Annotated in this window: 17 protein-coding genes and 1 pseudogene; 7 read left to right on the top strand and 11 right to left on the bottom strand. The window is 65.7% G+C overall.

Annotated features, from left to right (window positions below; all coding sequences use genetic code 11):
• Positions 1–768 precede the first annotated feature (768 nt).
• A complete protein-coding gene (locus ACIGJC_RS20090; RefSeq protein ID WP_483713898.1) occupies positions 769–1,056 on the top strand; it encodes a hypothetical protein in 288 nt (95 codons plus the stop codon).
• Positions 1,057–1,274: 218 nt separating this feature from the next.
• Entirely contained in the window at positions 1,275–3,284 is a 2,010-nt protein-coding gene (locus ACIGJC_RS20085; RefSeq protein ID WP_483713897.1) for an acyl CoA:acetate/3-ketoacid CoA transferase, read from the top strand.
• Here ACIGJC_RS20085 and ACIGJC_RS20080 read toward each other — a convergent pair.
• Positions 3,233–4,126 (bottom strand): alpha/beta fold hydrolase, encoded by an 894-nt coding sequence (locus tag ACIGJC_RS20080; protein WP_483713896.1) that lies wholly within the window; start codon positions 4,124–4,126, stop codon positions 3,233–3,235. The genes ACIGJC_RS20085 and ACIGJC_RS20080 overlap by 52 nt on opposite strands.
• A 181-nt stretch (positions 4,127–4,307) precedes the next feature.
• The gene (locus ACIGJC_RS20075) at positions 4,308–5,228 is read right to left on the bottom strand and encodes a LysR family transcriptional regulator (protein WP_483713895.1); all 921 of its coding nucleotides are present in this window, start codon (positions 5,226–5,228) and stop codon (positions 4,308–4,310) included.
• Positions 5,229–5,334: 106 nt separating this feature from the next.
• On the opposite strand from ACIGJC_RS20075, the gene ACIGJC_RS20070 reads away from it, so the two are divergent.
• Both ACIGJC_RS20070 and ACIGJC_RS20065 read left to right on the top strand, forming a co-directional pair.
• Complete coding sequence (locus ACIGJC_RS20070) at positions 5,335–6,273, top strand: 2-hydroxyacid dehydrogenase (protein ID WP_483713894.1); 939 nt, start codon at positions 5,335–5,337, stop codon at positions 6,271–6,273.
• A 69-nt stretch (positions 6,274–6,342) separates the two neighbouring features.
• Entirely contained in the window at positions 6,343–7,386 is a 1,044-nt protein-coding gene (locus ACIGJC_RS20065; protein ID WP_483713892.1) for a Bug family tripartite tricarboxylate transporter substrate binding protein, read from the top strand.
• A 20-nt stretch (positions 7,387–7,406) separates the two neighbouring features.
• Here ACIGJC_RS20065 and ACIGJC_RS20060 read toward each other — a convergent pair whose 3' ends face one another.
• Positions 7,407–8,402, bottom strand: a complete 996-nt coding sequence (locus tag ACIGJC_RS20060) for a LacI family DNA-binding transcriptional regulator (protein WP_483713891.1) — start codon at positions 8,400–8,402, stop codon at positions 7,407–7,409.
• A gap of 240 nt (positions 8,403–8,642) precedes the next feature.
• On the opposite strand from ACIGJC_RS20060, the gene ACIGJC_RS20055 reads away from it, so the two are divergent.
• Together ACIGJC_RS20055 and ACIGJC_RS20050 are read left to right on the top strand one after the other, a co-directional pair.
• A complete protein-coding gene (locus ACIGJC_RS20055; protein WP_483713890.1) occupies positions 8,643–9,791 on the top strand; it encodes an L-talarate/galactarate dehydratase in 1,149 nt (382 codons plus the stop codon).
• Between the two features lie 63 nt (positions 9,792–9,854).
• The gene (locus ACIGJC_RS20050) at positions 9,855–10,811 is read left to right on the top strand and encodes a Bug family tripartite tricarboxylate transporter substrate binding protein (protein WP_483713889.1); all 957 of its coding nucleotides are present in this window, start codon (positions 9,855–9,857) and stop codon (positions 10,809–10,811) included.
• Between the two features lie 23 nt (positions 10,812–10,834).
• Here the strand turns inward: ACIGJC_RS20050 and ACIGJC_RS20045 are convergent, their stop codons facing one another.
• From ACIGJC_RS20045 to ACIGJC_RS20030, 4 genes and pseudogenes are all read right to left on the bottom strand, one after another.
• Positions 10,835–12,121 (bottom strand): DUF3422 family protein, encoded by a 1,287-nt coding sequence (locus ACIGJC_RS20045; protein ID WP_483713888.1) that lies wholly within the window; start codon positions 12,119–12,121, stop codon positions 10,835–10,837.
• Positions 12,122–12,234: 113 nt separating this feature from the next.
• Positions 12,235–12,464 (bottom strand): annotated as a pseudogene (locus tag ACIGJC_RS20040) (ABC transporter substrate-binding protein); the annotation flags it as partial.
• A gap of 329 nt (positions 12,465–12,793) precedes the next feature.
• Positions 12,794–13,045 (bottom strand): hypothetical protein, encoded by a 252-nt coding sequence (locus ACIGJC_RS20035; RefSeq protein ID WP_483713887.1) that lies wholly within the window; start codon positions 13,043–13,045, stop codon positions 12,794–12,796.
• 99 nt (positions 13,046–13,144) lie between these two features.
• Entirely contained in the window at positions 13,145–14,407 is a 1,263-nt protein-coding gene (locus tag ACIGJC_RS20030; RefSeq protein ID WP_483713886.1) for a serine hydrolase domain-containing protein, read from the bottom strand.
• 228 nt (positions 14,408–14,635) lie between these two features.
• On the opposite strand from ACIGJC_RS20030, the gene ACIGJC_RS20025 reads away from it, so the two are divergent.
• Positions 14,636–14,893: a hypothetical protein gene (locus tag ACIGJC_RS20025; RefSeq protein WP_483713884.1), complete on the top strand. Its 258-nt coding sequence runs from the start codon at positions 14,636–14,638 to the stop codon at positions 14,891–14,893.
• A gap of 36 nt (positions 14,894–14,929) precedes the next feature.
• Here the strand turns inward: ACIGJC_RS20025 and fdhF are convergent, their stop codons facing one another.
• The 4 genes from fdhF to ACIGJC_RS20005 form a co-directional block, all read right to left on the bottom strand.
• Positions 14,930–17,743: a formate dehydrogenase subunit alpha gene (gene fdhF, locus ACIGJC_RS20020; protein ID WP_483713883.1), complete on the bottom strand. Its 2,814-nt coding sequence runs from the start codon at positions 17,741–17,743 to the stop codon at positions 14,930–14,932.
• Positions 17,740–19,479 (bottom strand): NADH-ubiquinone oxidoreductase-F iron-sulfur binding region domain-containing protein, encoded by a 1,740-nt coding sequence (locus tag ACIGJC_RS20015; RefSeq protein WP_483713881.1) that lies wholly within the window; start codon positions 19,477–19,479, stop codon positions 17,740–17,742. The genes fdhF and ACIGJC_RS20015 overlap by 4 nt, the downstream gene beginning before the upstream one ends.
• Before the next feature lie 158 nt (positions 19,480–19,637).
• Complete coding sequence (gene oxlT / locus ACIGJC_RS20010) at positions 19,638–20,957, bottom strand: oxalate/formate MFS antiporter (protein WP_483713880.1); 1,320 nt, start codon at positions 20,955–20,957, stop codon at positions 19,638–19,640.
• Between the two features lie 663 nt (positions 20,958–21,620).
• Positions 21,621–21,839, bottom strand: coding sequence for a hypothetical protein (locus tag ACIGJC_RS20005; protein ID WP_483713879.1), 219 nt, complete (start codon positions 21,837–21,839; stop codon positions 21,621–21,623).
• Between the last annotated feature and the right edge of the window lie 32 nt (positions 21,840–21,871).

The raw sequence follows: 21,871 nt of genomic DNA, 5'->3' as shown, positions 1-21,871 counted from the left end.
TCCTGCCATGTCCGTCTGGACTCGCTATCGACGCACGGCGATCCTACCAGCAAGTATCGGCGCCCACTGGCAGTCACACCGATTCCCGTACGGCGGTTGAAAGACTCAATCGCAGTGCTCACCCTGTACTCCTGGTCTTCAAGGCAGTACCCCACGAAATGCTTTCGGCCAGAGCCTGTCTCGCGTATTCCCCACCGCACGATTGTGACTACTGGGTGTGTGTCAACAGCGGCAATCACCTTTTTCTTCATTGGGTGCCCTATCTCGGATTCACTGCGGACCATGGCCACGAAGAATGCGGTGGTCTGATGCTGCCGCTTTAGTGCCGGCAGGTTGAAAGTAGCGTTCGCGCACCCTTACGCAAAGGGCATGCCAAGTCCCAAGACGGTTTGTGATTGCCCCCCTCGAAGAAATGCTTATCCGACTATGCCCGCTTCAGCGGTGGCGTTTGGCGGTCGGGTTTGGCGGCGGTGGTGGGCTAAGGCCTGCGCTGCAACATTCCGCGCAGGTTTTTTTGTTATTGGTCTTGTCCGTCATCGCTTCCGATGACGCGGCGTTCAGAACGATTTCATAAGCTTACGAGCAACCCGAATTCCTACAGAACCGAGGTGCGCGGTGAATAACCGACGCTCCGTCGGACCGGATGTCGGGTAATGGCCGAAAGCTAGCCAACTCAGTCATTCACGGTCAACCAGGCAACGAGCGCGATGGCTTCTGCGAGAGTGGGCTAGGGACTCGCAGTCTGCCGCCACCGATACGGAGCCGCTGATGAATCCTGATCCCGTTCTGCGCACAACCTGGCGCCATGTTCTTGCCATTGGCGCACTGACATTCTGCGCTGCCGCACATGGCGAGCCGGCGGCAACGCCGGAACAGAAATTCCCGCCCGGCTACCTGGAAGCTTGCTCGACCGGATACGACAACGGTCAGGCCACCCACGAACCTGCTCCAGACAAGACGCAAGCCATGAACCCTGGTCCGGTGCTCCGGACCTCACTGGTTGCCCACCCTCCAACCCCGGGTTCTTCGCCAAACAAAGCCAAGACCGGGAAGTGACCAGGCGGATTTCAGGATAAAGAAGGGACATGCCGATCGCGTCGACATGTCCCTTTTCCTATCCTCCCACCACTCAGAAGATGTGCCGGATCCCCGTGGCTCATCTTGAGGCAGCGCATTGGCTGGAGCAGAATGGCATGCAATCCGCGAACGCTGCAGCGCCGATCTGCGCAAGGCGTTCCTTTGACGGGTATTCCAAATTTTCGCAAAGGAAGAACATGAGCACGCAAGGAAGCCCGATCCGTGCATCGCTGGCCGTCCACTCGCGCGAGAATGGCAAACTGGTTTCGGCACGCGAAGCCGTACGCCTGATTCGCGATGGCGACACCGTGGCGACCGGCGGCTTCGTCGGGATTGGCTTTGCGGAAGAAATCGCCATCGCCATCGAAGCGCTCTGCCTCGCGCAGGATGACGAGGCCCCGGTCAGCATGGCCAAGCCCCGCAACCTGACGCTGGTTTACGCCGCGGGGCAAGGCGACGGCAAGGACCGGGGCCTGAACCATCTGGCGCAGCCCGGCCTGGTGAAGCGCGTCATCGGCGGGCACTGGGGCCTGGTGCCAAAGCTGCAGCAGCTCGCGGTCGGCAACCAGATCGAGGCCTACAACCTGCCGCAAGGCGTGATTACCCATCTGTTCCGCGATATCGCGGCCGGAAAACCGGGACACCTCTCGCGCGTCGGGCTCGGTACCTTCGTCGATCCCCGCTATGGCGGCGGCAAGCTGAACGAGCGCACCACCGAGGACCTGGTCGAACTGATGCGCATCGGTGACCAGGACTACCTTTTCTACAAGGCCTTCCCGATCAACGTGGCAATCGTGCGCGGCACCACGGCTGATCCGGACGGCAATATCACCATGGAGCGCGAAGCCCTGACGCTCGAAGCCCTGGCGATTGCCATGGCCGCGCACAACTGCGGCGGCCTGGTGATCGTGCAGGTGGAGCGCATCGCCGAACGCGGCTCGCTCAATCCGCGCCAGGTGAAGATACCCGGCGTGCTGGTGGACTGCGTGGTGCTGGCGCAGCCCGAAAACCACCAGCAGACCTTTTCCACGCCCTACAATCCGGCATTTTCAGGCGAGGTCCGCGTGCCGGTGAGCAGCGTGGCGCCGATGCCGATGAGCGAGCGCAAGATCATCGCGCGACGCGCCGCCATGGAACTCAAGCCGAACAGCGTGGTAAACCTCGGCATCGGCATGCCGGAAGGCATTTCGAGCATCGCCAACGAGGAAAGGATCCTCGACCTGATGACGCTCACCGCGGAGCCTGGCGTGATTGGCGGCATCCCTGCCGGAGGGCTCAACTTTGGCGCGGCGACCAATCCGGACGCAATCATCGACCAGCCCTACCAGTTCGATTTCTACGACGGCGGCGGCCTCGATCTCGCCTTCCTGGGGCTGGCGCAGGCCGATCGCCTGGGCAACCTGAACGTATCCAGGTTCGGGCCGCGCCTGGCCGGCGCCGGGGGCTTTATCAACATCAGCCAGAATGCGAAGAAGGTGGTTTTTGTCGGCACCTTCATGGCAGGCGGCAGCGAGATCGCGGTGGTCGATGGCAAGCTGCAGATTCATCGCGATGGCAGCGCCAGGAAGTTCGTCGAGGAAGTCGAACATCGCACGTTCTCAGGCCCGCATGCAGCCGCGTCCGGGAAGCCGGTGCTCTATATCACCGAGCGTTGCGTATTCGAGCTGACCGCGCAGGGCCTGGAACTCATCGAGATTGCGCCCGGCGTCGACCTGGAGCGCGACATCCTTGCAAAAATGGCTTTCACGCCGATCGTGCGCTCCCCTGCCCTGATGGATGCGCGGATCTTCAGCCCCGAGCCGATGGGACTGCGCGCGGACGTGTTGCGCCTGCCGCTGGAAGCACGCGTCGACTACGATCCGGACAAGAACATCCTGTTCCTGAACTTCGAGCAGCTCGAGGTGAAGCGCGCCGAGGACATCGCCGCGATCCGCGCGCAGGTATGCCGCGTCTGCGAGCCGCTGGGCCACAGGGTCTATACCGTCGTCAACTACGAGGGTTTCGTGCTTGACCGCGGGGTGGAGGATGCCTACGTGGAAATGATCGATGAAATGGTGCAGCGCTTTTATATGGGCGTCACCCGCTTCACCACCAGCGCCTTCATGCGCGCCAAGCTCGGCGACACGCTCGCACGCCGCGGGCTGGCGCCCTATGTCTACGAGACCGAGGCCGAGGCGCAGGCGTCCTTGCGCGACCAGTCGGCCTGACGACCGCCCAGGCTGGCGGCCCGGGGCCGATCGCGGCGGGAGCACAGCAACTGGTCCCAGTCGGCCTCCGTAATGCCGGATATCCAGCTGTCGTGTGTCGCCTTTGGCAACACCAGCAAGGTGGACGGCCCGTGCCCGGCGAGTTCTTTCTGCAGTGCGAGTCCCGCCTGAGCGCCAACCAGCTCGTCGTGGCCAGCGACCAGTACCGACGAACGCCCATGGTATTGCCTGAGCGCGGTGGCGGAATCAAACGGGGATTTCAATAGCAGGCCGACCGGGATAAACCACATGATCCGAGCCGCGGTCTCGCGCAGGCTGTGGAACGGCGTGATGAGCACCAGCTCTTCTATGCTGGCGGGCATGGCGGCGGCCACCTGCGCCGCCACGCCACTCCCCAGGGACTCGCCCACCAGCGTCACCGGGCCGGGCCAACGCCGGGACACCTCGCCCATCAACGCCAACGCAGCGGGAACGATCGTGGCCTGCGACGGATTTCCGGGGTTGGGGCCAAACCCGGGATACTCGGCCAGAACCAGGCGGTACCCGCGGTTGTTGAAGATCTTGGCGAGGCTGAGCCGCTCAAGCGCATTGCCGTCGTTCCCGTGGAAGAAAAGGGCTGTTTTCGTCGATGCGTCAACGACTGGCGGCTCCACGACTATCGCGTTCACGCCTGGAATGATCTGGGCGCCGGCATGCGCAACCTGCTCCCGCCACGAGGACGCCTCGCTCGTGACCGGGAAGTAGATGAAGCGGTCCTGGCGCACATACATCCACACCAGCAGCAGGCAATAGCCGAGCACGACAATGTGCAGCGTGTTTCTCAAGGTCAGCCGAACTTGCATGGTGGGAGCCCCTGCAAACGTGAGACACAGCACTGTGGGTGCCCGCGCAAAGCGAAAAGAAGCTCCGGACGGCCGGCCCATGGGCGATGGTACGCCGTCAACATCGTTGATGGGGCATCCGGGCTGCAATTCGGGCCGCCGGACCCGCGACGCGACGCCCCGGCGCCATCCGCCCAGGAGTCTACGGATTGCCCCGGACATGGCCCTCGGACTCCGACAGATAGGCCGCGGCAAATGCCGCGAACACCGGACACGCCGGATTGTGGTTGGCATCTCGCCAGACCAGATGCACCTCGGCCCGCACATCATCGCGCCAGATCGGCCGGAACACCACGTCGGGAAAATGCAGATGCTGCGCCGACGCCGGCACCAGTGCCACCCCCAGTCCCGCGCGCACCAGCGCGAGCACGCTATGGGTCTGGCTCATCTGCTGCACCACGCGCGGGGGCCGGCCGGTGCCGGCCAGCACGGCGCCGATCAGGTCGTGGAAGTACTTGCCCTCCGTGGCGGAATACTGGATGAACCGCTGCCCCGCCAGATCGGCCCCCGCGATGCGCTCGCGCGCCGCCAGCGCGTGCGTCGCATGCACGGCAAGCAGCAGCGGCTCGCTGACCGCCGGCCGGCACTGCAGGTCGGGCTCCATGTCGCCGAGCAGGCGCAGGAAGCCGATATCGATGGTGCCCGTGCGCAACGCGTCGATCTGCGCGACCGACACCATCTCATGCAAGGTCACCTCGATCTCGGGCAAGGCTTCACCGGCCCTGGCGATCAGCTTCGGCACGAGATCGTAGCCCGCCACGGCGGTGAAGCCGATGCGCACCTTGCCGCTGGCGCCGCGGTCGATCCGCCGCGCCACGTCCACCGCATGGCCCGCCAGGGACAGCAGGCGCCGCGCATCGTCGAGCAATGCCGTGCCCGCCGCGGTCAGCCGCACCACGCGGCTGTTGCGGTCGAACAGCCGCACGCCGAGCGACTCCTCCAGCATGCGGATCTGCCGGCTCAGCGGCGATTGCGTCATGAAGAGCCGCGTCGCCGCGCGGCCGAAATGCAACTCCTCGCCCACGGCGATAAAGCAGCGCAACTGGTTCAGGTCCGGGATCATTGCATCATGCCAGAAGTTGGATTGATCAATGCAAACTATAGCTTAGACAGGCAACGATCGCGTTTCTATACTCGGGCAAATCGACAACCTGCCGAGATGCCCGCCAGTGAAACCCGCCATCCTGCTGACCCAACCCGTCGTCCCGAGCCTTGAAGCCGGCCTCCAGGCAGCCTATGAGATCCACCGCCTGTATGGCACGCCTTCGCCCGACGCGCTGCTCGACGAAATCGGGCCGCGCATCGAGGCAGTCGTTACCGGCGGCTCGCTCGGCCTGAAGGAATCGGTGATGCGCCGGCTGCCGGCGTTGAAGATCGTCGCGGTGTCGGGCGTCGGCACCGACGCGGTCGACCTGTCGTATGCCCGCGAGCGCGGCATCCACGTCACCACCACGCCGGACGTGCTGACCGCAGATGTCGCCGACCAGGCCCTCGGCCTGCTGATTTCGGTGTACCGCCGCCTGACCGAAGCCGAGCGCTACGTGCGTGCCGGCCAGTGGGGTAAGTCGTCCCTGTCGCTCGCGCGGCGCTTCAGCGGCAAGCGCATCGGTATCGTCGGCCTGGGCCGCGTGGGCCGTGCGATCGCCGTGCGCGCGGCGGCGTTTGGCTGCCCGTTGTCGTACACCGACCTGCGCGAGCAGCCCGACGTGCCGTACACGTTCCTGCCGGACATCGTCTCGCTGGCCACCCATTGCGATGCGCTGGTGCTGGCGGCGTCCGCCGACGGCGCGAAGCCGGTGGTCGATGCCGCCGTGCTCGATGCGCTGGGGCCAGACGGCGTGCTGATCAACGTGGCGCGTGGACGGCTCGTCGACGAGCCGGAACTGGTGCGCGCGCTGGAAACGGGCCGCATCGCCGGTGCCGGACTCGACGTCTTCTTCGACGAGCCGGCCGTGCCGACCGCGCTGCTCGGCATGGACAACGTCGTCATCCAGCCACACCGCGCCAGCGCCACCTGGGAGACGCGCGATGCCATGGGCGAGATCGTGCTCGCCAACCTGCGCGCCTGCCTGGCGGGCGAGCGTCCGCCGACCACGGTGCTGGCATAAGCCGCGCCCCGACCTCTTTTCCACATTGAACAGGCGCCACAGAACGCCGTGACAAGATCAGGAGACACCATGCAAACCCGCGCATTCCCGGCCTCGGCCCTCTCGCCCATTCCGTCTGTTTCTGCCAATTCCGTTCGTGCTGTCCTCCCGGCGCTGGGCCTGCTGGCCGTAGCCACACTCGTCACCCTGGCGCCGCAGTCCGCGCAGGCCGGTGGCGCCTTTCCCGAGAAGCCGGTGACCATCGTCGTGCCCTTCCCGCCCGGCGGCGGCACCGACACCGGTGCACGCCTGCTGGCGCAGCGCCTGACCGAGATGTGGGGCAAGGCCGTCGTCATCGAAAACAAGCCCGGCGCCGCCGGCCAGATCGGCAGCGACTACGTGGCCCGTGCGAAGCCGGACGGCTATACGCTGCTGATGGGCAATGTCGGCACGCATGCGATCAACCCGTCGCTGTACAAGTCGTCCTATGACACGGTCAAGAGCTTCGCGCCGGTATCGCTGGTGGCCGAACTGCCGCAGATCATGGTGACCGCTCCCGGCAACCCCGCGGCCACCGTGCCGCAGGCGATTGCGGCGGGCAAGCGCGAGCCGGGCAAGGTTACGTACAGCAGTTCCGGCAGCGGCAGCTCGATGCATCTGGCCGGGGCCATGTTCGCGCGCCAGGCCGGCGTGGAGATGCTGCACGTGGCATACAAGGGCGGCGGTCCGGCCGTGTCCGATGTGATGGCCGGCCATGTGAACTACACGTTCGCGACGCTGTACGAAACCATGGGCATGATCAAGGGCGGCAAGCTCAAGGCCGTGGCCGTCACCGGCGACAAGCGTGCGGCCGCCATGCCCAACGTGCCGACCGTGGCCGAAGCCGGCCTGGCCGGTTATGAAGCGGTGTCGTGGATCGGCCTGCTCGCGCCGGCGGGCACGCCGCCCGCGCTCGTCGGCAAGATCTCGCAGGACGTGCGCACGGCACTGGCCGACCCGAAGGTGAAACAGATGCTGGCCGACCAGGGCGCGGTCCCGGCGACCAGCACGCCAGAGGCCTTTGCATCGCTGATTGCGCACGATACCGCGCGCTATGCGAAGCTGATCCGCGACCTCGGGATCAAGGCCGAGTGACCGCCTGAATCAGGCGTCCCTCATGTCGAGCCGCGTTCGACGATGCGAAACCCGACATCGACAATCGGCTCGGCCACTGACTCGCCGCGGCAGCGGTCCAGCAGCAACCGCGCCGCCCGCGCCCCGATGGCGGCGCCATCGACCTGCACCGTCGTCAGCGACGGGTTCAGGTGCGCCGCGAAATCGGCATCGCCAAAGCCGCAGATCGCCAGGTCTTCAGGAATGCGCAGCCCGCACGCCAGCGCCTCGACCATGACGCCCTGCGCCAGCTGGTCGGAACTGCAATAGATCGCCTCGATCGTCGGGTCCTTTGCCAGCAGGTCGGCCAATGCCCGGCGGCCGAGGGCCAGGCTGCTCGGCGCCGGGACAACGACGGTCGGGACGTCATGCCCTACCGTCGAGACCAGGCCCTCGCGCCGTACCGACGCGCGATGATCGTCGCCGGTCGCGATGCCCAGGCGGCGCCACCCCTTGCCCAAAAAGTATCCCGCGATGGCGCTGCCCACCTTGAGGTGCGAGAACCCGACCACCATGTCGACCGGCCGGTCGCTGAGATCCCACATTTCGACGACCGGGATGCCGGCGCGCCGCAGGCGCTCGCGCGACGCCTGCGAGTGGACCAGCCCGATCAAGGCGATTCCGTCCGGTCGGCGGCTGATCATGGTGCCAAGCAGTGCCGCTTCGCGCGCGTGGTCGTAGCCTGTCTGACCGAGAATCAACTGGTAGCCGGCCGCGTCAAGCGCATCGGTCAGCGCCTTGACCGTGGGCAGGAACTGCGCGACCGCGATGTTCGGCACCAGCGCCGCCACCATCAGGCTGCGCTTCGACTTGAGCCCGCCCGCCAGCAGGTTGGGGATATAGCCCGTTGTCTCGACCGCCTTCTGTACCCGCGCGATGGTCTTTTCCGACACCATGCCGGGGTTGCCGAGCGCGCGCGACGCGGTGATCAACGAGACGCCGGCCTCGCGCGCAACATCATGCAGCGTCACGGATTTCGGCCCATTGGAATTCGACATGCGGATCCTGAATCAGGGTAAATCGCTACCGGCGATACGCGCCAAGGCGATTGACGATCGGGAATGACAACGTTAGCATTTCCTCCATTCCCGCGACGGTCGCACTAGCTATCCAAAGATATAGAAGCCTCAACCGCGCATAGGAATGACATATGGATTATATCAGCCCCTTCGCCCTGAAATGATAACGTTGTCATTTGACGAATGGAAACTGACCTCTCTCCCTTGTTGCCTGCATCCATGACGAACTGCACCGCTCAATCCGCCGACGCCATCGCCTCGATCCGGCTTTCCTCGTGCTACCTGCCGCTGGCCACGCCGATCAGCGATGCCAAGGTCCTGACCGGCCGCCAGAAGCCGATGACCGAGGTGGCTATCCTCTTTGCCGAGATACGGACGCGCGACGGCCACGAAGGCATCGGCTTCAGCTATGCCAAGCGCGCCGGCGGCCCCGGCCAGTTCGCCCATGCCCGCGAGATCGCCCCGGCGCTGATCGGCGAAGACCCGAGCGATATCGCGCGGCTGTGGGACAAGCTCTGCTGGGCGGGCGCGTCGGTCGGCCGCAGCGGCCTGTCGACGCAGGCCATCGGCGCATTCGACGTCGCGCTCTGGGACCTGAAGGCCAGGCGTGCGGGCTTGTCGCTGGCCAAGCTGCTGGGCGCCCATCGCGACGCCGTGCGCTGCTACAACACGTCCGGCGGTTTCCTGCACACGCCGCTGGACCAGTTGCTGGTCAATGCGGCGGCATCGGTCGAGCGCGGCATCGGTGGGATCAAGCTGAAGGTCGGCCAGCCCAATGGCGCGCTCGACATCCAGCGCGTGGCCGCGGTGCGCGAGCGTCTGGGCGATGCGGTGCCGATCATGGTCGATGCCAACCAGCAATGGGACCGTCCGACCGCGCAGCGCATGTGCCGCACGTTCGAGTCCTTCAACCTCGTCTGGATCGAGGAACCGCTGGACGCCTACGACCACGAAGGCCATGCCGCGCTCGCGACGCAATTCGACACGCCGATCGCCACCGGCGAAATGCTGACCAGCGCGGCCGAGCACTGGGACCTGATCCGGCATCGCGCCGCCGACTACCTGATGCCCGATGCGCCTCGCGTCGGCGGCATCACGCCGTTCCTCAAGGTCTGCGCACTGGCCGAGCATGCGGGCCTGATGATCGCGCCGCATTTCGCGATGGAGCTGCACGTACACCTTGCCGCGGCTTACCCCCGCGAACCGTGGGTCGAGCACTTCGACTGGCTCGAACCGTTGTTCAACGAACGGCTGGACATCCGCGACGGGCGCATCATCGTGCCGACCCGGCCGGGCCTGGGCATCACCATCAGCGAACAGGCGCGCGCCTGGACACGCGAGCAGGCTGTATTTGGCGAGCAGGCCTGACATCGCCCACCGCATTCCGCCGGCCTCCCACACAAGAGAGCAAGAGAGACAAGGAGACAAGACATGAAGAAGCTGATTGCATCCGCACTGATGACCCTCGCCATGACGGGGGCGCAGGCTGCGTGGCCCGAGAAGCCGGTCACGCTGGTAGTGCCCTTCCCCGCTGGCGGCTCGACTGACAACGTGGCGCGCATCCTGAGCGCGAAGTACCAGGCGCAGTTCGGCGGCAGCTTTGTGGTCGACAACCGGCCCGGCGCGGCCGGCATGATCGGCGCCGCCGCGGTCAAGCGCGCGCCGGCCGATGGCTACACCGTGTTCGTCTCGTCGCTCGGACCGTTCGTGATCGGCCCGCACCTGACGAAGAACGCGGGCTACGATCCGCTCAAGGACTTCGACTACGTCAGCGTCGCGGTGCAGGCGCCGAACGTGCTGGCCGTGCCGGCGAATTCGCGCTTCAAGACGATCCAGGATGTCGTCGCCTACGAGAAGGCCAATCCGGACAAGCTGACGTTCGCGTCCGCCGGCAACGGTACCAGCGACCATCTCACGGCCGAGCTGTTCTGGCAGCAAACCGGCACGACGGGCATCCATGTGCCGTACAAGGGCGGCGCGCCCGCGATGAATGACCTGCTCGGCGGACAGGTCGATGCGACGTTCATGAACATCAACACGGCGGTGCCGCACATCAAGGCGGGCAAGCTGCGCGCGCTGGCGATCACGAGCAGCGCGCGCTCGCCGATCCTGCCCGATGTGCCCACCATGGACGAGTCCGGCATCAAGGGCGTGACGGTCTACTCGTGGCAGGCCGTGGCGGCGCCCAAGGGATTGCCGCCGGAGGTCAAGGCCAAGCTGCATAGCGCCACGGTCGCGGCGCTCAATGACCCGGCGGTCAAGGCCAGGCTGCTCGAAGTAGGCTTCGAGATCGTCGCCAATACGCCGGAGCAGTTCACCGCGTTCCAGGCGTCGGAGTTCGCGCGCTGGAAGAAGGTGATCGAGGTGGGCAAGATCACGGCGGACTGACGAGCCCGCCGGAAGGACGCGATTCAGCCGGCGCTTTGCGCGCCATGGTGCCCGGCCCCGTTTGACCGCTTGGTGCGCCGGATCACCATGAACACCAGCAGCACGACCGGCACGATCAGCAGGCCCTCGACCAGTTCGGGGTCCATGCCCAGGTGCAGCGCGTGCAGCGAGCGCAGGCCGACCGCCGTCAGCGAGAGCACATAGTAGGAAATCGCCGCCACGGACAGCCCTTCCACCGCGTGCTGCAGGTGAAGCTGTGTGCGCGCGGTGCGATCCATCCCCGCCAGCAGCCGCATGGTATTGCCTTCCTGTGCGAGGCTGACGCGCGTGCGCAGCAGGTCGACCGCGCGCGCGACGCGCGTCGTGAACTGCTCCAGGCGGTTCGCGCTGGCGCGGCACGTGTCCATGGCCGGCGTGAAGCGGCGCTCCATGAATTCGGCGATGGTCGGGATGCCCTCGATGCGTTCCTCGCGCAGTTCCTGGATGCGCGCCATCACCAGCCGTTCGTAGGCGCGGCTCGCGCTGAAGCGGTGGCTCGACTCCGCCAGCGCCTCGCCGCGCACGGCCAGGTGCGTGAGTTCCTGCAGCAGGTTGGCGTCCACCTTGTCGTCCGGCGCGGAGTCCATGCGGTGCATCAGTCCGGCCAGCGAGCGCTGCAGCACGTTGAGCGAACGGCCCAGTTCGCGCGCGGCGGGCAGCGCCAGCAGGGCCATCATGCGATAGGTCTCGATCTCGTACAGCCGCTGCAGCAGGCGTCCGCCCTGCGCCTCGCGGAAGCCCTCGTCGATGACCAGGAAGCGCGAAAAGCCATCGGGCTTGATGGTCCAGTCGCAATAGACTTCGCCGTTGCCCAGCACGCGGCTGCCGACCTTGATCGGGCCGTCTATCCACTGCCGGTAGTCATGACGTGCAACCGGGGCATTCTCGCCGGACACCAGTTCCATGCGGATCGCGACGAAACGCTTGCCCGCGATCAGCTCGAACCAGGCCGGTGGAATGTGTTCGGTGGCCAGCCCGGAGAAGTAATCGGTGTCATGCCGGGTGGCCACGAACGTGTAGGTCGAGAATTCCGTGTGGCGTTCCCACTTCAGCTGGCGCTCGCCATTCCATTGCGCGGCATAGTGGGTACTGCCCGGCTCGGGCGGCGGCATGCCGGTCAGTTCGCACAACGCCGTCAGCAACTGCTCATGTACGGCGGCATCGTCCGCCGCATAGATCGCCAGGTGAGCGAGCGCGACGGAGCCTGACAAGCGCAGGAAAGGTCTTGCGTGCAGTTCGTTGGCAAGGCTGGCGCGCAGGGCGTGGTCCATATTCGTCGGTCTTTCGGAAGGTTTCAGTCAGGGAGCGTCCGTCAGGATATCAGTCGAAGATGACCGAACGTCGGCACCGAACTTTAGCAAGACCCGGGCCAAAACCCTGAAATCTATCCTTCCCGGCCTTCCGCGGGCGCTACAGTCGCCCCTGGATGCCGTGCCGCGCCAGCGCACCGGCCACCACACCGGTCGCCTTCATCGCTTCGACAAAGCCAGCGAGAAAAACCGCCGCGCGCTCGCCACGCGACTTCGGCACGCCCATGGCCTGCCGGATCACCATGAAGCGCTCGCCGAGCAGCCGCAGGCCATCCTTTCCCGCCGCATCGGATTCCAGTTGCTGGAACCGCTTTGCGCGATCCCTTGTCCGACCAGAACGCCATTGCATGCGTGCCGACAGGGACGGGAGACAAGCTGTTGATTGCCAGTGCCTGCGCTGGCAGCGCCTGTCCGGACAGCTTTTCCTACTACGTGATCGATCCCAGGCGCGTTCTGATTCTTGCGCCCTGGAAGGCCTCTGAAACGCGTGACGAGCGGTGCACGGAAAAGGTGCTGGGAGCCAAGGTGCCTGCAAGCGCCCGAAGGTGACCTTGCTCGGGCCAGCGGCACGCTGCCGCTGAACGCGGATGGCAATTCAAGCCCGGCAAGCAGCCTGCCACATCGGGCAAGCCCCTAATCGTGCCCCGTCACCGCGCGCTTGGTCGCGTGAAATCCGTGCTTGGTCGCATCGCCGACTGCATGCGCACCTGACTTCACGCCGCGGCCGATCGCGAATGTTGCATCGCGCACGGCATGCCCGCCCTTCTTGCCAGCCGCCTTGACGTTGTCCTTGAATGCATGGGCATCCCCGGACAGGCTCGCCTGCGCGAGCGGGGTGGCCGCGGCGAGGATGATCGCGATGATCAGGGTCCTTGTCTTCCTCATGTCAACGTGTCCGATTCTTTCGTGTCAAAGCCCTGACACCAGCCGTCCCGGCCGGTGTCACATATCGACATTTTAGACTCTGCCCGCGACGGCTCGCGCTCAACGCGCCGCAGGCCCCGCTTCCGTGATGGCGCTGTAGACCAGCGTGCGCAGTTGACGTCGCACGGGATAGGCCGAAGAAGGCAGAAGCTGGGTCAGAAAGAGACCGATCAGTTCCTCCTGCGGATCGACCCAGAAGAAAGTGCTGGCGGCACCACCCCAGAAGAAATCACCCGCGCTACCGGGAATCAGCGTGGATTCGGGCCGCACCGTGGTGGCAAAACCGAGCCCGAAGCCCACCCCGTCATACGTGGCCTCGCTGAACATCGAGCGTGACAGGGCTGGCAGGTCCACGCCGCCGGGCAGGTGGTTGGCGGTCATCAGCTTCAGCGTCTTCGGCGCCAGCAGCCGCACGCCGTCGAGTTCGCCGCCTTGCAGCAGCATGCGCGCGAAGCGCATGTAGTCCGCGGCCGTCGACACCAGCCCGCCGCCGCCCGAGATAAAACTAGGCGGCTTGAGATAAGGACTCGTCTGGGGGTCGTCCTGCAGCATCGGTCCCTTTTTCGACACGACTTTCGAACCGAGAACACCAACCGCGTAGCACGCGCAGAAGCGCGATGCCTTGTCTTCCGGCACATGGAAATCCGTGTCGACCATGCCGAGCGGATCGAAGATGCGCTGCTTCAGGAAGGCCTCGAACGGCATGCCGCTAACCTTGCCGACCAGGTAGCCGAGCACGTCGGTCGATACGGAGTAATTCCACGCCTCGCCCGGCGAGAATTCGAGCGGCAGTGTGGCGAGCTTCTCGATCATCTCGTCGAGCGTGCCGTCGGTGGCCAGTTCGCCGAGCTTCAGCTTGCGATACGCGGCGTCGACGTTGGTGTTCTGCTGGAAGCCGTAGGTCAGGCCCGAGGTGTGCCGCAGCAGGTCGACCACCAGCATCGGCCGTGCCGGCGCACGCGTCTGGAAGCTTTCCATGAAGCCGCCCGCATGGACGCCGAGGTTTTCCCACGCCGGAATGTATTTGCTGACCGGATCATCCAGCGCGATCTTGCATTCCTCGACCAGCATCATGACCGCCACCGACGTCACCGGCTTGGTCATCGAGTAGATGCGGAAGATCGAATCCTGCGCCAGCGGCACCTGCCGCTCGCGGTCGGCGAGGCCCAGCACCGAGTTCAGCGCCAGTTCGCCGCGCCGCCAGACCTGGATCAGCGCGCCGGGCAGCTTGCCGGTCGCGATATAGGATTCGTCGATGAAGCGTTCGACGCGGGCAAGCCGCTCGCGGGACATGCCCCGCGTTTCCCTGCTCTGCATAGTCATCTCTCCCCCCGGATGTGCCTGGACCGGCGTCCCGGTTACTTGGTTACGCCGACCAGGGTGCCGCTGAAGGCGGCGCAAACTCCGCCATCATGACATTTACGGTCCGTTCGCGCCAAGCTCGCAGAAACCCACGGCGCCGAAATTTGCGGCGAAACCGTCCCACGGACTGCTGGTATCCACTAAATTGGAAACTCGCTTGCGAAATGACCTTCAAGGGGGAATCACATCATGGCTGCACGGAATTTCGGATTCACCGCACTGGCCGTTGCAATCACGCTGACAGCATGGTCGGGCATGTCATGGGCCACGGAGCAAGGGGAGCAACGCCGCGACGCACGCGACGTGCGGCAAGATACGCGCCAGGACTCGCGGCATACCAAGCAGGATTGCCGCGCGGCCAACCAGAAGAGCAACGCAAGCTGCCGCCACGACAAGCGCGAGACCAAGCAGGGCGGCCGGCAGACGGCCCGCGACATCAAGTACTGATGCTGCGGGCTGACAGGCGGCCACCCGCCTCGCCTGTCAGCCTCCCAATACCCTGCCCCCGCCGTAGCTCGACTGCGTGGGCGCCATCCCGCCAAGGGTCACCCTGATCGCGCAGTACTTGAACTCGGGGATCTTGCCGAATGGGTCCAGCGCAGCGTTGGTGAGCTTGTTGATGGCCGCCTCGTAGTAGCAGAACGGCACGAACACGGCCCCGCGCGGCGTGCCGGCATCGGCGCGCGCGTACAGCGACACCTGTCCGCGCCGGGAGGCCAGCGTGACGACATCGCCCGGCTGGCCGCCGAGATCGGCCAGGTCGAGCGGATGCACCAGTGCCACCGGATCCGGCTCGATGGCATCCAGCACGCCCGCGCGCCGCGTCATGCTGCCCGTGTGCCAGTGTTCAAGCTGGCGTCCGGTGATCAGCACCATCGGATAGTCCGTGTCGGGCCGTTCGTCCGCGGGAACGATGTCCGCCGGAACAAAACGGCCGCGTCCGGTAGCGGTCGGGAACCGGTCGGTGAAGATCACCGGCTCGCCCGGATCGCCTTCGGCGCGGCACGGATAGGTCACCGCGCCCGACGCCTGCAACCGGTCCCATGTCACGCCGCCGATGCTCGGCATGGCGTGGCGCATCTCGTCGAACACGTCGGCCACGCTGCCGTACTGCCACGCCAAACCCAGGCCCTGCGCCATCTGCTGGATGATCCACAGGTCCTGCCTGGCCTGCCCCGGCGGCAACAGTGCCTGGCGCCCGAGCTGCACGGTGCGGTCCGTGTTGGTGAAGGTGCCGGTCTTTTCCGGGAAGGCCGATGCCGGCAGCACGACGTCTGCCAGATATGCGGTCTCGGTCAGGAAGATGTCCTGCACCACCAGGTGGTCCAGCGCGGCCAGCGCCTCGCGCGCATGTTCGGCATCCGGGTCGGACATGGCCGGGTTCTCGCCCATGATGTACATGCCGCGCACCTCGCCGCGCCCGATCGCGTCCATGATCTCGACCACGGTCAGGCCCGGCTGATGGTCGAGCGGCGTGCCCCACAGTTTCTCGAAACTTGCGATCGCCTCGGGATCGTCCACGCGGCGGTAATCCGGGTACATCATCGGGATCAGGCCCGCATCGGACGCACCCTGCACGTTGTTCTGGCCGCGCAGCGGATGCAGGCCGGTGCCGGGACGGCCGATCTGGCCCGTCATCAGCGCCAGCGCAATCAGGCAGCGCGCGTTGTCGGTGCCGTGCACGTGCTGCGACACGCCCATGCCCCACAGGATCATCGAGGCCTTCGACGTGGCATAGGCACGCGCGACTTCGCGGATGGTCTGCGCATCGATGCCGCATAGTGGCGCCATCAATTCGGGGCTGAACGCAGCCACGTTGCGCTCCAGTTCGTCGAAGCCGATGGTGCGGCTGTCGATGAAGTCCTGGTTGACCAGCCCTTCCGTGACGATCACATGCATCATCGCGTTGAGCAGCGCGACATCCGCGTCCGGCGTGAACTGCAGGAAACGCCAGGCAAAGCGCGCCAGGTCCGAGCGGCGCGGATCGGCCACGATAAGCTTCGTGCCGTTCTTCACCGCGTTCTTGATCCAGCTTGCCGCCACCGGGTGGTTCACGGTCGGGTTGGCGCCGATCACGATCACGACCTCGGCGCGGTCCACGTCCATCACCGGGTTCGACACCGCGCCGGAACCGATGCCTTCGAGCAGCGCCGCGACCGACGACGCGTGGCACAGCCGCGTGCAGTGGTCGACGTTGTTGCTGCCGAAGCCCGTGCGCACGAGCTTCTGGAACAGGTAGGCCTCCTCATTGCTGCCCTTGGCCGAGCCGAAGCCGGCCAGCGCGCGCTTGCCGTGCGTGTCGCGGATCTGCACCAGCATGCCGCTGGCCCGCGCGAGCGCTTCTTCCCAGGTCGCTTCGCGGAACACGTCCATCACGTGATCCGGGTCCATGACGAAGTCGCCGCGCTTGGGCACGCCGTCGCGCCGGATCAGCGGCACGGTCAGGCGCTGCGGATGCTGCACGTAGTCGAAGCCATAGCGGCCTTTCACGCACAGGCGCGCGTGGTTGGCCGGGCCATCGCGCCCCTCGACATAGAGGATGCGGTTGTCCTTGACGTTGTAGGTGAGCTGGCATCCCACGCCGCAGTATGGGCACACCGACTCCACCTGCTTGTCCGGCACCGCCAGCGCTGCGTCGCGCGCGGGCATCAGCGCACCCGTCGGGCAAGCCTGCACGCATTCGCCGCAGGCCACGCACGTGGACGCGCCCATCGGGTCGTCCATGTCGAAGACGATCCGCGCCGCGTCGCCACGCAGCGCCAGGCCGATTACGTCGTTGACCTGCTCGTCGCGGCAGGCGCGCACGCAGCGCGTGCACTGGATGCAGGCGTCCAGGTTGACGGCGATGGCGGGATGCGAGAGATCCGCGGCCACGCGCTCGCGCGGCGCGAAGCGCGGCTTGCCGACTTCCAGGCGCGCGGACCACTGGTCCAGTTCGTTGTGCCGCGTGTATTCGCCTTCCGGCATGTCCGACTGCAGCAACTCCAGCACCGTGCGCTGGGCGCGCCGCGCGCGCTCGGACTCCGTCTGCACGGTCATGCCCTGCGACGGATAGCGGCAGCACGAAGGCGCGAGTACCCGCTCGCCCTCGATCTCCACCATGCAGGCCCGGCAATTGCCGGCGGCCTCCAGCCCGTCCTTGTAGCAGAGGTGGGGTACGTCAAAGCCTTCGCGCTGCGCCACCTTCAGCAGGCTTTCGCCCGGCTGTGCCGCCACTTCACGGCCGTTCAGCGTGAACGTGACGGAAGGCTCGGAGGATTCGACCAGCGCGCGTTCGGCGCGCGTCAGCGCATTCATGCCTGTGCCTCCGGGCGCTGCGGCGCCGCCTGCAATTCATGAGGGAAATAGCGGATCACGCAATCCACCGGGTTCGGCGCGGCCTGCCCGAGGCCGCAGATCGATGCATCGCGCATGACGGCGGACAAGTCCTCCAGCGCGGGCAGGTCCCATTGCGGCGCTCGGATCAGGTCGTATGCCTTGGCCGTGCCCACGCGGCACGGCGTGCATTGGCCGCAGGACTCGTGGCGGAAGAAATGCATCAGGTTGCGCGCCGCGCCGACGGCGCTGTCGCGGTTGGACAGCACCACGATCGCCGCCGAGCCGATAAAGCAGCCATGCGGCTGCAGCGTGTCGAAATCCAGCGGGATATTGCCCATCGATGCAGGCAGGATGCCGCCCGACGCGCCGCCGGGCAGGTAGGCATAGAAACTGTGGCCATCGAGCATGCCGCCGCAGTATTCGTCGATCAGCTCGCGCACCGTGATGCCGGCCGGTGCCAGGTGCACGCCGGGCCGGTGCACGCGCCCCGACACCGAGAACGAGCGCAGCCCCTTGCGGCCATGCCTGCCCTGCGAGGCGAACCATTCGGCGCCGTTTTCCAGGATGTCGCGCACCCAGTAGAGCGTTTCAAAGTTGTGTTCGAGCGTGGGCCGGCCAAACAGGCCCACCTGCGCCACGTACGGCGGGCGCAGGCGCGGCATGCCGCGCTTGCCTTCGATCGATTCGATCATGGCCGACTCTTCGCCGCAGATATAGGCGCCCGCGCCGCGGCGCAGTTCGATCTTCGGCAGGCCGGCCACGGGTGGATCGTCACGCAGTTCCTGCAGCGCCCGAGCGAGGATGGCTCGGCAACCCGCGTATTCGTCGCGCAGGTAGATGTAGATCGCCGACACCTGCACCACCGCCGCGGCAATCAGCATGCCTTCCAGGAAGCGGTGCGGATCGCGTTCCAGGTAGAAGCGATCCTTGAACGTGCCGGGCTCGCCTTCGTCGATATTCACCGCCATCAGGCGCGGCGCGGGCTCGTTGCCGACGATGCGCCATTTGCGGCCGGCCGGGAAACCCGCGCCACCCAGGCCGCGCAGCCCGGAGTCCTCCATCGTGCAGAGCACGGCAGCCGGAGCTAACGTGCCTTGCGCAAGCGCGTCGAGCAGCGCGTAGCCTCCGCCCGCGCGGTAGTCGGCATAGCCGGTCTGCGCCACGGATTCATCGTGGATGGTTCCGGCGGCCACGCAGGCCTCCACGGCGGCAACCGTGGCGCCGTCCAGCGGCTTTTGTCCGATCAGCGCAGCCGGCGCCTTCTCGCATCGGCCGATGCAGGGCGCTGCGACCACGCGCACATCCGTCCCAAGCAACGCGGGGAGCTTGTCCAGCAGCGACTGTGCACCGGCCATCTCGCAGGCGATGCCTTCGCACACACGCACTGTCAGCGAAGGCGGCGGCGCGATCCGCCCGTCGGCGTCTTCACGGACGACGTCGAAGTGGTGGTAGAACGTGGCCACCTCGTACACCTCGGCCATGGCAAGCCCCAGTTCCTGCGCCAGCGCGACAAGATGCGGCATGGCCAGCTGGCCGTAGCGGTCCTGGATGCAGTGCAGGTGCTCGATCAGCAGGTCGCGGCGGCGCGGCATGTCGCCGAGCGCGGCCCGGACCTCCGCCAGTGCAGCGGCGTCGACCTGCCGGCCCTTGGGCTGGCGGCGCTTGCGCAGCCGCCCGAGTCCGGTGGCGTCGAGGGGAATGACAACCTGGTTCATGGAATGCGTGTCTCCTGCGGGCGCTATGAAGGCGTTCAGGAAGGCGCCCTTGCGGGCAGCCTTCCTGTCGCTCTTTCTCTTTTCCTTCCTCGTATTGTGCTACCGGCGCCGCCGCCTGTGTACGGTGATGGCGGCGGCACGCCGTGCGGCTTTCTTCATCAGGTCAGGTCCTCCGGTACCGCGCGGTACCCCATCGGGCTCGCGGTATTGGCATGCACATGCTTGCGGGCATGCGCTTCGCGCATCGGCTTGAGGACGAACAGCGCGAGGAATGCGGACAGGCCCGCCATGGCCGAGGCCAGCACGAACACCGCATGCCAGTCGCCCGTCGCCGCCGTGATCACGCTGGAGAACGGAACCAGCAGCGCGGCCGTGCCCTTGGCCGTGTACAGCAGGCCGGCATTGGTGGCGGCGAACTTCGGCCCGAAGGTGTCGCCGCAAGTCGCGGGGAACAGGCTGTAGATCTCGCCCCAGGCGAAGAACACGATGCCGGTCAGCACCACGAACGCCACCGGGTTGTGGCCATACTTGGACAGCAGCAGGATGCCGACCGCCTCCACCGCGAAGGCGAAGAACATGGTGCGCTCGCGGCCGATGTGGTCCGAAATCCAGCCGAAGAACGGACGCGTCAGGCCGTTGAGCACGCGGTCGATGGTCAGCGCGAAGGTGAGCGCGGGCAGCGTCAGGCCGAGGATCGACACCGGCGAATCATGCAGGCCGAAGTCCTTGGCGATCGGACCGAGCTGCGCGGTAGCCATCAGTCCCCCGGCGGCCATCATCACGAACATCGCGTACATGATCCAGAAGATCGGCGACTTCAGCACCTGGCGCGGCGTGGCATTGTAGGTCGCGGCGGCCTTGAGGGTCGACTTGACTTCGCTCAGGATCTTGGCCGACGGCGGATACAGGGCCATGCCCAGGAAGAACACGATCAGGCCCTGGCCCAGGCCGAACCACAGGAACGTGGCTTCGTAGCCCGACGACTTGATCATGTTGGCGATGGGCACCACCGTCATCGCGGAACCCGCACCGAACCCCGCCGCGGTAATGCCCGCGGCCAGTCCGCGCCGGTTCGGGAACCACTTCAGCGCATTGCCCACGCAGGTGCCATAGACCGCGCCCGCGCCGATACCGCCGATGGCCGCCGCGAAGTACAGCATCGGCAACGACGACGCCATCGAGTTCAACACCCAGGCCACGGCGCAAAGCAGACCGCCACCCACGACCACAGGGCGCGGGCCGTACTTGTCCACCAGGTAGCCTTCGATCGGCACCAGCCACGTCTCGGTCACGACGAAAATCGTGAACGCGACCTGGATCGCGGTGCGGCCCCAGTGGTACTTGTCATCGATCGGGTTGACGAACAGCGTCCACCCGTACTGCATGTTGGCAATCATCGCCATACAGATGACGCCGAAGACCAGCTGTACCCACGGCGACGCAAAGCGCGACGTGGACTCCCTCTGCTGCAGTTCCATTGATGTCTCCTTCTAGGCAGTCGAAACCGCCTGTGGTGGAAGAGTTGGGCGCCTTCTGACGCCTCTCGCATACCGCACTTTCCCGAACAGCTGAGCCGTTCTAGTGCTATACGGTATGTGATATATCAACCAAGTCAAGCGTATTCTTCGCGGCTCCGCAGCATGACTTTTCCGCGAAAAAGAAGTCTGTCGCGACGGGCTTGCGCGACTGGTGCGTGGGACGCATCAACCGGACTGTTTTGCCACATCCGGAATCCTTGGGAATCAAGCAGTTAGTTTGGCTTACCGCATCAATCCGAAGAGCCAAGCCGACCTCCAGCACGACGCGATTCGCAGCGTCGGAAATCGGGGAAAACAACGGGGCTGGGGAAAGTCCCTAGATAGATACAACTAAGACATTGCCCATTTGTATGGACAAAATTGGGAACGAATGAAGATGCCGGCAATCGGGCGACCGTGACGGCGGCATGCGTTAATACGCTGCCACGAGAGGGGGATAGCGGCCGAATTTCTGCATGGTTCCTGCGCCTGTCCCTGGTCGTGTATCGGGTGCCAAGGCTCTTACATCAATGCAGGTTGCGGGTACTGCTCCAAGGGTTGCCCGCCGCTACAACCCTTATATGATGCGCCGTTCAGTCATGACGGCGTCAAACGCCCGACAGATCAGGCGTATGCCAGCTCGCCGGCAGCCGCCACCGTGCGCGAGGGACGAACGCGTCCGATGCCATCGTCTTTCTGGTTCGAACCCAGACCGGCGAAGCGACCGTGTGCCTGCGCGGTCACGAGCACATCCATCGGCAGGCGCGTAGCCAGCAGCGTGGTCATGCCGACGCCGGCAGCGATCAGGCCAAGGCCAAGAACGAAGAGAAGAGCGACTTCCATCTGAAAACTCCAGTTGCATTGTGGTTAGGAGT

The sequence above is a fragment of the Cupriavidus sp. C3SS-1 genome, assembly GCF_057073755.1.
The sequence above is the reverse complement of the archived record's forward strand: the minus strand, read 5'-3'. Positions and strand labels throughout refer to the sequence as shown.